The organism is Bradyrhizobium sp. USDA 3397, assembly GCF_054060965.1.
Window position 1 is genome coordinate 949,353 of record NZ_JBSSDS010000001.1, and the last position, 10,787, is coordinate 960,139.

Consider the following 10,787-nt stretch of genomic DNA (forward strand, 5'->3'; position numbering starts at 1 on the left):
TTTCTCTAGGGCGGCATCATTGAGCCGGCCGCCACCGGGACTTGACCTAGCAAGCATCCCAAGCTTTGCTCGCACAATGGACAAATCCGGTGAAAGATTGGACGTTTCTGGCCTTGATGGCCAAGTGCGTCGAGGCGTCGCGGGCCCAGATCCGGCAACGGCAACCGTCCCGAGTGGGGCTGTGCCTGTGGGCGCCGAGCTGATCGCGGCGCATTACGTCGCGCGGCGATGGACGCTGACCTCGAAAGCGGCCCGTCCGTTCATTCATCTGCTCTGCCTTCCCGGCGGGGGGACCGCTGAGATCGGTCAGGCCGGCAGGACCATGCGGACGGTCGGACCCGCGCTGGTCTGGCTCCCGGCAGGATCCGCCGACTATCTGGAGGTGTCGGCAGGCACGACGGCGCAGCTGCTGCAATTGCGCGCCGGTATCTGGCATCGCTATCTCCCGCCGTCGGCGGAGGCGGCCTATCTCGCGCTCGAGGGCGCAGGCGGCATCCTGGCGTTGCAGGTCGAGGCCGATCTCGCGGCCACGATCGCGCGTTCGATCGCGGCGATCGCCGCCGAGATCGCCTCGCCCGCACGCAGCGGTGCAGCGTCGATCATGTCGGCGGAGCTGACGCTGTGCGTGCTGCGATTCTGGCGCCTGTTCGCTGGCGACGGCAACCGCAACGAGGAGAGCAGCAGCACCGAGATCCTGAGCCGGTTCCGCAGGTTGCTCGAGGAGCGCTATCAACAGCACCTGCGCGTCAGCGATTACGCGAGGTTACTCGGCACCACGCCGGATCGCCTGCACGCACTCTGCAGCCGCGAGCTGAAGCGCTCGCCGAGCGAGCTGATTCAGCAGCGCCTGGTCAGGGAAGCGGCGGCACGGCTGGAGGCGGGAACCATCGCCGTCAAGCAGATCGCATTCGCGCTGGGCTTCACGGACACCGCCTATTTCAGCCGCTTTTTCCACAAGCACACCGGCGAGGCACCGGGCGTATGGCGTCGGCGCGTTGCGGCACGCGCGAGAGCGGGGCGATCGAGACCGACGCTGAATTTTGCCGATTGGCCGTAACGCACGCGGCTGCGCGAACACCCGATCACGCCTGGACGCTTTGTCGCGCAGCTTATTGGCCAGTCTCGACAAATTCTAATGTCGGACCTCTCGCACTGCAACGGTCCCTGCGTTAGGCCGAAGGCCCACCGGCTGAACGGCCGGCGGCGAGTCCAATCGAAAAGCGGTCCGGCAAATGAGGGGCCGGGTCCAGTGGGAATGAGATCTGAGCGATGAGAGCGATATTCGGCAAACTGCATCGCTGGGCGGGACTGCTGACGGCCGCCTTCCTGTTCTTCTCCGGCATCACCGGCGCGATCATCTCCTGGGATCACGAGCTCGACGACGTCCTCAACAGCCACCTGTTCGACGTCTCGACGAAGGGCCCGGCCATTCCCTCGCTCGAGCTTGCCAAGATGATCGAGCAGCGCGATCCGCGTGCGCGCGTCGTCTATCTCTTCATGACGCCTGAGGAGGGGCACTCGCTGTGGTTCTTCGTCATGCCGCGGATCGACCCCGCGACCGGCAAGCGTTACCCGCTCGACTACAATCAGGTCTTCCTCGATCCCAACACCGGTGCGGAGCTCGGCCGGCGCTATTGGGGCGCGGTGTGGCCCGTCACGCGCGAAAACTTCGTCTCGTTTCTCTACAAGCTGCACTACACGATGCACATCCCGGAATTCTGGGGCAGCGACCGCTGGGGCATGCGCGTGCTCGGCATCATTGCTATCATCTGGACCATCGATTGCTTCGTCGGCTTCTACCTGACGCTGCCCTCGCGCCGGCGCGCCAAGGCCGCGCGGGCGCCCGAAGTCGCGCGCCAGCTCGAGCGCGGCTTCTGGGCGCGCTGGGCGCCGGCCTGGACTATCAAGACCTCGGGCAGCGCCTACCGGATCAATTTCGACATCCACCGCGCCTTCAGCCTGTGGACCTGGGGCGTGCTGTTCATCATCGCCTTCACCGCGTTTTCGCTGAACCTCTATTTCGAGGTGTTCTCGCCGCTGATGAAGATGGTGTCGAACTACACCCCGACACCCTATGAGCAGCGGCCCTATCGCGATCTCGATAATCCGATCGAGCCCAAGATGACGTTCGCCGAGATTGCTGCCCGCGCGGCCGCCGACGGCAAGGCGCGAGGCTGGACCACCCCAGTGGGCGCGCTCAGCTACGGCCCGGCCCATGGCGTCTATGCCGCCGCCTTCTTCCATCCCGGCGACGATCACGGCGCCGGCGGCGTGGGCCCGGCGCAGCTCTATTACGACAGCGAGGACGGCCGCCCCATCGGCGAGCGGCTGCCCTGGGTCGGCACCGCCGCCGACATCTTCGTGCAGGCGCAGTTTCCGCTGCATTCGGGCCGCATCGTCGGACTGTTCGGGCGCATCCTGATCTCGGTGATGGGCCTCGTGGTCGCCGCGCTCTCTGTCACCGGCGTCGTGATCTGGTGGCGCAAGCGCCGCGCCCGCGTTCGCGTGCGCGAGACGGCGGCCGTGCGGCTGAACCGGGAGCAACTGACGCCGGCAGAGTAGGGCACCCGCGTTCCGCCAAGGGATGAACCTTGGCACGCGGCGTCGGCACAAAGATGGGAGATCGCTCTCCAGTCTTCCCGGAATCGCAATGAGATTGCCTGCCTTGCTCTGCCTGCTCGTCCTGGCCGCGCCCGCCGGGGCGGCCGCGCCCGAGCAGCATTATCTCGACCTGCGCGACCGCTACATCGCAAAATTCTCGAACGCCAAGGAGAGCGACGAGATCTACAAGCAGCACGATGCGGCCCTGAAGGAGCTGGCCGGCGTGCTGCGCGGCCTGGTCGGTCCGGTCGCGATCAGGGGACTCCCGGCCGAGGGCAAGTCGAACGTCGATACGCTGTTCAAGGACGACATCGGCTTCGGCCATCTCGATGGGCTGAGCTTCGCATCCGAAGGCGACAAGATGCAGGCTGTTGTGACCACGACCGGGCTGCTCAAGCACTGGCTTGGCGAGCATCGCGCCGACGGCATGCCTCAGGACAGTGGCGCCGCGTTGAAATCCGACCGCTTCTATTATTACGCCATCCAGGACGCCGCCTTCGCGATCTACGCGGAGCTGCCGATCACCAAGCCGGCAAGGGCGAGCGTCGCAGCCGCTGTGCTCGGCGTGCGCGGCAATGGCGGCCTCAAGGGCCCGCCGGACGAAATCGACGTCGTCGCGATCCAGGGCGACAAGGTCTATTTCCTCGCGGCAAGGGAGGCCGTGAAGACCGCCCCGATCGCGACCTGCGAGAAGGTCTGGAAGCAGATGATGGCCAAGCCCGTCGACAAGAAAGACCCGCGCGGCGAGATGGCCCGCGAGGACAAGGCAATGACCGCCTTCACGGCGTGCTTCGCCAAGGAAGCCCCGAGCCAGAGCTGGTATGCGGCCGCCGTCAAGAAGGCGCAGAGCCAGCTGGAGCGGCTGCCGCTTCCCTAGGAACGGCAGCTCGATATCCTCCGCCGTGATCCTCCGGCTTTGAACCACCGGCTTTGAACCACGCCTTGGCCTGCGCAGGGCGAGGCGGGGCCGCGCCGTCGGCAAACGGAAGACACGAGGTTTTTGAATAGGTTAGGCCAATGCGGTCGTCCTGATCGTCATATTCGGCGGATGCAATCCCCGCGAGCTTCCACTTGCGGGTTGGGCGAGTTACTATGGCCTTTTGCGATACTTGCTGCATCCGGTCTGGCACCCGCTGGAGACCGTTCTTGCGGTTCGTCAACGAGTTGGCTGCGATTGACGATGATTACGCAGACCCGCGACCCCAGAGGCGAACGTCATCGATTGACGGTGCTGTTCTCCGACCTTGTCGGATCAACCGCCCTGGGCCGGGATGTCGAGTCCGAGCACCTTTCCGAACTCCTCAGCCAGTTGCGGCAGATCTGGCATCGCGCGGTGGCGAAGCACGGTGGTCGTATCATCCGCACGCAGGGAGACGGTGCCCTCGCCATTTTCGGCTATCCCCAATCCGGCGAAGACGACGGCCGTCGTGCTGCGGAAGCAGCGCTCGATATTCATAAATGGGTTGGAGAGCTGCGCCACGATGGCGTATCGCCGGCGCTGATGCCGCTTCGAATGCATTCGGGTATCCATGCCGGCACCGTGCTCCTGACCCAAGGCGACATCGAGTCCGGCCGGTATGACCTGATCGGCGATGTCGTGAACACGGCAGCGCACCTGTCGCGCCACGCCGGTCCGGATCAGATCCTGGCCAGCCTCGATGCCCTTGGGCCGCATGCCAACTTCTTCGAGCTCGCCGCCCACCTCCCGGCGGCTTCGGGAATGCCGCCGGCGAGGCTGGTGTTGGGTCGAAGCACGGCGACCCGGCGCTTCGAGGCAACCTCGCGCCGCGGCCTGACGCCCTTCATCGGCCGCAACGAGATATTCGGCTTCCTGACACGCTTTCTGAGCGAAGCACCTGCGCAGGCGCAACGCTGCGCGGTGGTCGTCGGCGGACCCGGACTCGGCAAGACGCGCCTTCTGGAAGAAGTGCTGGGGCACGTCGGCACCGAGCGCATCAGGCTGCTGCGAGGCAGTTGCGAGAGTTACGTCGGTGCAGAGGTCCTGCAACCATTCCTGCAGATGCTGCGCGCTGCACTGGGAATTCGAGCGGACGCCTCCCTCGTCGAGGCAAAGGAGACGGCGCGCGCGGCTCTGGAGCCCTGGGCGGCCCAACTCGGTCCGAACGCAGAATCGATTCTCGCACTGGCGTCGGCCGGCGCCGATGCGCGCGGCGGCCGCATCACCGTCGATGGCGTCGTCGGCGATCTGCTCGGGTTCTTCACCGGACTGTCGGCACATGGCCCGCTGGTGCTGGTGATCGACGACTGGCAATGGTCTGATGACGCGAGCCGCCAATTGCTGCAGGCTTTGCTGGAATTGCCCAACGGACCTCGCGTCATCCTCGCCAGCCGGCCGCGCGAGGACGGCACCGAATGGATTTCCGGCGCGCCGCACCTGTTTCTCGAACCGTTTCAGGGGCCGGAAACCGACTTTGCCGTACGACGCTGGGTCCCGCAGGCCGACCCCTTCCTGGTAGCCCGCATCCATGCCTATGCGGGCGGGGTGCCGTTGTTCATCGAAGAGCTCTGCCATTCCATCGCCGCCAACGATCCTGCCTCGTTCGAAGCGCGCAGCAAACAGGGCTGGATCGCAACCCTGGTCGCTTCGCGCCTGGCACGCCTGCCGCCCGACGAGGCGAACGTGGTTCGCGCCGCGGCCGTCATCGGCAACACCGTGCCGCACGGGCTGCTGGTTTCGGCCTGCGGCAGCGAACCCAACCCGGCCATCGTGCGGGCATTGGCGGATGCGGACTTTCTCTTTGCCGATCCAGCGGGCGGCGTCCTTCGCTTCAAGCACGGCATCACGCGCGATGCGGTCTACGACACCATTGGCCTGCACGAGCGTCAGGCATTGCACAAGCGGATCGAAGACACCCTGCTGGCGCGGTCCGAGCAGGCTGATCGCGAGGATGCGATGGAAGCTCTGGCCTACCATTCGCAAGGCGCGGGTCATTGGGAAAGCGCAGCCCATTATGCCGAACGTGCCGGCGACAAGGCCATGGCTGCATTTGCGCTCGATCGTGCCAGCGCGCAGTACCAGGTTGCGATGCAGGCGCTGGATCGCGTGCCCAATCGCTCGCGCGAGCAATCGCTGCGCTGGTGCTTGCTGGCCAACAAGCTGGGTATGGCCAACATCTTCGACCCGCTGTCGCTGACCGACGACACCTCTGTGTTCGAACGCGCGGTTGCAATCGCGTCCTCCCTCGGCGAGACCGCCGCGATGGCCAGCGCCTATGAATGGCTCGGCTGGATGTGCTACGGGTTCGGCCGCTTCCGCGAAGCCGTGACGCACACGCGGACGGCACTGGAATTGGCGCGCAAGCTCGAAGATCGTCGCCTGATCGCTCAGATCGAAGCGACGCTCGGTCAGATTCTTGCTGCAAGCTGTCAGTACGACGAAGCCATCGCCCTGATCGACGCCGCCATTTCGACCAAGCAGCAACGCAGCCGGCGGCATGGTGCGATATCCTTCGGAGCCGCCTATGCGCTATCGTGCAAGGGCGGTGTCCTTGCGGATCGCGGCGATTTCGAGGACGCCCACGCCTGTTTCGGCGAAGCCATGGCTCTGGTCGGAGGCTCGACCCATCCGGTCGTCAATTCCGTGCGCAACTGGATCGCAGTCGCGCTGATCTGGCAGGGCCGCTGGCAGGAGGCGGAGCAGCTTGCCGTGGAAGGGGCGCGCATCGCCGAGAACACGCGCAGCCTGCTGCTTCTGGCGGATTGCCGGGCCGCCTCGGGATTTGCCCGCTGGTCGGCAACCGGCGACGCCGAGGGCCTGCTGCAGTTGCGCAACGCCGCCGAATGGATGGAGCGGCGCAACTTTCAATTCTACACGTCGGTTCAATACAGCTGGCTCGTCGAGGCGGCGACCGCCGAAGGCGATGTCGAGACGGCGCGGCGGTATGCCGCCCATGTCCTGCGGCGCGCACGCGAAAGCGAGCGACTGGGCGAAGCCGCGGCGTGCCGCGCGCTGGCGAAGCTCGCAGCTTTGCGCCAGGATCTTCGCCTCAGCGAGCGCTGGTTGCGCCGGGCCGAAACCTCCGCAGGGTGGCGCCGGTCACTGCGCGATGCGGCCCTGAATCTTTCCCTGCGGGGCGAGCTCCTCGCAGGGCAGGGCCGGGGCGAGGCGGCTCGCCAGACCATGATGGAAGCCGCGGAGAAACTGCGCGCGCTCGGCATGCACTGGCATGCGGAGCAGACGATCAGGCGCGTCGCCGGCATACCCGTCATCCACGCGAACGATCAGCTCGCTCGGCATTGTGCCGTCTGATCGCTGCGCACCTGCCCACGGCTCTAGGGTGGCGGTGGGCTCGGCGCGGGAACTCTTCCGTCCATCGTCAGGCTCATTGGAATGGGGCCGGTCCGCAAGGGCAGCTCCGTCTCCACCAGTGCGCTGAAGAAACCCAGCATCACCGCCAGTGCCGGGTCTGCTCCGGGACATGAATGCGTGGGATGCCCCGCGACCCTGCGGTTGCCGCCGAAAGCGTGGTAGATGTCCTGACGGCCTTCGGCGAGACTTTGCTGGGTGGCGGAGACCGCGCCGGCGACGATGACGTCTCCGGGCCTGACCTCGACACCTCCGATGGTCTGCGAAACGACGGCCGTCCGCCAGATCAGTTCGGGCACCGCGCGAAGTTGCATCGCGGGGATGAAGTCGTCTCTCAGCCGGTTGAGAGCGTCCATATAGTTCTTTGCCTTCGTGCCGGCATAGCGAGCGCGCAACGCCCATAGCGTTCCTTCGCGCAGCCATTCGTTCAATATTCGTCGCAGGTTGCCGTCAACGGTCGGAATGAATCCCATCATGGCGCCGGCGACCGTGCGCGCCACGAACGGAATGTCGCCGGTGCCCCGCGGCGAGTTATAGACTGCCTTCGTCACTGGCGCGTTTGTCGGCCCGAACTGCGTCAGGAAATTTTCCATGGCACGGCGTGCAGCGTCGCCATGTGCCGCGCCGATCGCCTCCACTGTCGCGTTCGGGTGCGGCTGGAAGATGTAGCGCGAAGGCGACAGGAAATGCCCGGGATAGCCGGGCGGCTCGCCCGGCGTCCAATCCCAGCGATAGCCGACGCGGCGGAAATGGCCCCCGTCTTCGCTCAACCCGAACCACGCTTCGCAGAAGGCGGCGAGCAGCGGATCCACCAATTCGTGCACGTCGACGGTCAGCTCCCAGCTCGCTTCGCCGTCGCTGGCGGCATAGTCGATCGTCTGCTTGACCATGAAGCCCAGCACCTTCTGTGTGACCGCGCGCGCCAGCTCGAATGCGGCGGGTTGGTCGAGGGCCATGATCGCGGCATTGCAGGCCTCGGATTCCTGCTCGTAGACTTGGTCTGGCTGCCCGGCGTCGCGGCCAAGATAGAGGATGCCGAACGACCGCAGCATGCGGGGAAGATAGCCCGTGATGGTCAGCTTGGTGTCGGAGTCGGCGAACACCTTGTAGACCATGTCGCGGTCGGCCACCAAGACCCCGAAGGGCGTGCGAAGCGCGCCGCCGTGGCGCTCGCGGATCGCAGCCCAGATCGAGGCGTTGACGAAATGCGAGGCTGAATCCGGATCTTCGAGCGCTGTCTTCCACGCGGCCATCGCCGCGGCTTCGCCCTGCTGGCGCTCGATCAGGCGCAGACGCGCGATCTCTTTTTCCCCCTGATCCGCGCACCACGTCACCGCCGGTTTGTACCCCTGGCTCGCCGCCCATTGCTTTAGATCGGCAAGCGCCTTCTTCGATGGCGCAAAGAAATATGCTCCCCATTCCAGACGGACGAACGGACGAGGTTCGTCGTGGAGCCGGTCCGAGCCGTCCAGTGCCACACGAATGGTTTGGCCTCCATGCTCGAAACGGAAATGCCGGAGCCGGCCAGGCTCGGCGACGCCGAGGAAGGGATCGCTGACCCCCGAGGACGCACCCGAGCTGTTGCCGCCAGAGAGCCAGCTCTGCACCACCTCGAACTGCTCGCCGAGGCTGGCATTGTAGGCCATGAAAACCAGGCCGCGCTCTGGCTGCTGGCCGGATTTGGCGGCTTGCGGGTCGACGGGCGGACCGTAGGACATGCCGCGCCTGACGATCCGTGGGGGCCGGGCGCCGGCATCCGCCTTGGTGATCGACACGCGCGGATTGGCGCGCCGTATGTGCGCGTGAAACGGACACGATTGGGCCTGCGGGTCGGCGTCGTAGTTGAAGTCGTTGTGGCCTTTGTCAGGGGGCGGAGTAGGGGTCAGGGGTTGCCCGGCCTGGGAATGGCCGGTCGGCCAGCGTCCCATCATCTTGGCCATCAGCGTCTCACGCGTCAGGGCAGGCGCGTCCGGTCCGACCATCTCGGCTGCCTGTCGCGTCGCGCGGGCGAGGACATCCTCGAGCTGCTCGACGTCCTGCCGCAGCTTGCGCAGCGCCATAAAGCTGCCGTCGCGGAGCATCGCGTGAGCACGATTGGTCGCGTTGCCGAACGGCGCCGTCTCGTCGGCGATGTTCGGATAGCCGCACAGAATTTCGCCGAGATGCACCCGATTGGAATAGTGCGTGCCGGCCTCGCACTCACGCAGCACCGGGTTCGAACTGCCGTCGGCGAACCCGAAATGGTCCTGCATGTCGCGGGATATCTTGTCGCGCTGCCGCTGCATCCATTGGATCGAAAGGGGCCTGATACCCGCATCGACCCCGACCAGGCGGTTCATTTCGGCCATCAACGCATGTCTCGCATCCGCCGTCGTCTGCGCGTCCTTGGGTAGCAACAGGCGGAGCTGGAGGACGGCATGGACCGAGCTCATGCTGATCCGCGGCGCCGGGTCGCCGTCGGGCAGGTCCGGCGCGTCGGTCCCGAGCGCCCAATTGCTGGCGGGAAGGCGCCATCGCAGGGGATGATTCCAACGCACATCGCCGAGCAGGCCGGCGCGTCTTTCCATGCCCTGCACGAACTCTTCCGGCAGAGTGCGCACCTCTTCGTCGGACAGGCCGGCCTGACGCAGTCCCTCGACCGTGAATGCGATGTTGGTGACGATCTGCCCCGGCGTCAGAACGTCGGCTTCGGAAGTCACCTGGAGGACGTCGAGAAACGCGGCCAGTGCGGCCGGGTTGGCGAACTGCAGCAGCAACAGACAGCCGTGATCTGAATTGTAGGCGGTCAGAATTCCGCCTTGCACGTTGCCGGGATCCTGCAACGGCAGGTCGGCCGGCGGGGCGAGGGGCAGGTTGCGCCGTACCGGCGCCACATCGGGCGGGGTCATCAACCAGCGCAGGGCCTCTTCATAGCGCCGGCGAGCGCGCTTGACGCCTTCCGCGTAGGTGGGGTCGTTGATCATGGTGACGAATTCGGGCAGCAGCTCGTGGCCGGCCCGATGCAGAAGCACCCCGTCATGCGTGCCCGGCGGATAGAAGTCGGCCAGACGGTAGAGTCCCGCCAGTGCGCGGATGCCGTGGCGAAACGGAGGCCGGGCGGCAGCTTCGATGCTGAGTGGTTTGCTGAAGCCGGCATTGGTCGGATCGACGCCGACCTGGCCGTCGACCTCGAATATCGAGTGTCGCGCGATGTCTTCCGGCGAGGGAATCCTGATCCGCGTGACGATCTTGTCGGCGCCGGCGCCAGAGGCGCGCCGATAGACTCGCTCCTCCATCCGCAGGAAGCGCGTGTCATCCACGGTCAGGTCGGGGGTGGCATAGAGGAAATAGGCTTCGGTCTGCTTGCTCTTGAGCCAGATACCCCAGTTTTCGTACGTGTTCTCGTATCCGAGCACATAACCATCGGTATTGCAGAAGATGAGGTCGAGCAGCCGGGCGGCCTTCTGCCATATGACGCGGACATAGGCTTCCCACGACCCGTCGAACGTCGCGGTCAGAAGCACATAGTCCACGCCGTCAACGGATTCGTCCTCGGGTTCGAGCACGGCGATGCCCACCGAGTGGATCCGCCCGACGCGGTCAACGGAATCGGTCAGCACGCGGGCGAGCTCGTATTCATACGCGTTGGCGCGTCCGCCATTCAGCGCCCGCAGCACGTATTTGACGCGGGTCTTGTACGTGGTCGCATCCAGTGACGGCACGAACCCCTTCTTGATCGGAGCCATCACCCTGAAATCGGACGTGCCGGCCATGCTGCCGGTTTTGATGGTCAAATCACGACGCATGTTTTTGGCTCCCCCGGGTCGCACGCGGCTCAAAGCGCCTTCGCGCCAGGACCGGCCGGCACCCAAAACGTGTT

General features: G+C 65.6%; 5 protein-coding genes. 4 read left to right on the forward strand and 1 reads right to left on the reverse strand.

Annotation, left to right across the window (positions count from 1 at the left end):
- Nucleotides 1–181: 181 nt before the first annotated feature.
- The 4 genes from ACVWYQ_RS04555 to ACVWYQ_RS04570 all read left to right on the forward strand — a co-directional run bounded on the left by ACVWYQ_RS04555 (nt 182) and on the right by ACVWYQ_RS04570 (nt 6,871).
- Nucleotides 182–1,057: a helix-turn-helix domain-containing protein gene (locus ACVWYQ_RS04555; protein WP_404541117.1), complete on the forward strand. Its 876-nt coding sequence runs from the start codon at nt 182–184 to the stop codon at nt 1,055–1,057.
- Between the two features lie 212 nt (nt 1,058–1,269).
- A complete protein-coding gene (fsrB, locus tag ACVWYQ_RS04560) occupies nt 1,270–2,562 on the forward strand; it encodes a siderophore utilization protein FsrB (protein ID WP_271542206.1) in 1,293 nt (430 codons plus the stop codon).
- Nucleotides 2,563–2,650: 88 nt separating this feature from the next.
- Nucleotides 2,651–3,478, forward strand: a complete 828-nt coding sequence (locus ACVWYQ_RS04565) for a hypothetical protein (RefSeq protein WP_404541115.1) — start codon at nt 2,651–2,653, stop codon at nt 3,476–3,478.
- Between the two features lie 303 nt (nt 3,479–3,781).
- Complete coding sequence (locus ACVWYQ_RS04570) at nt 3,782–6,871, forward strand: ATP-binding protein (RefSeq protein WP_404546210.1); 3,090 nt, start codon at nt 3,782–3,784, stop codon at nt 6,869–6,871.
- A 23-nt stretch (nt 6,872–6,894) separates the two neighbouring features.
- On the opposite strand, the gene ACVWYQ_RS04575 is transcribed toward ACVWYQ_RS04570, so the two are convergent.
- Nucleotides 6,895–10,713 (reverse strand): hypothetical protein, encoded by a 3,819-nt coding sequence (locus ACVWYQ_RS04575; protein ID WP_456725467.1) that lies wholly within the window; start codon nt 10,711–10,713, stop codon nt 6,895–6,897.
- Nucleotides 10,714–10,787: the final 74 nt, after the last annotated feature.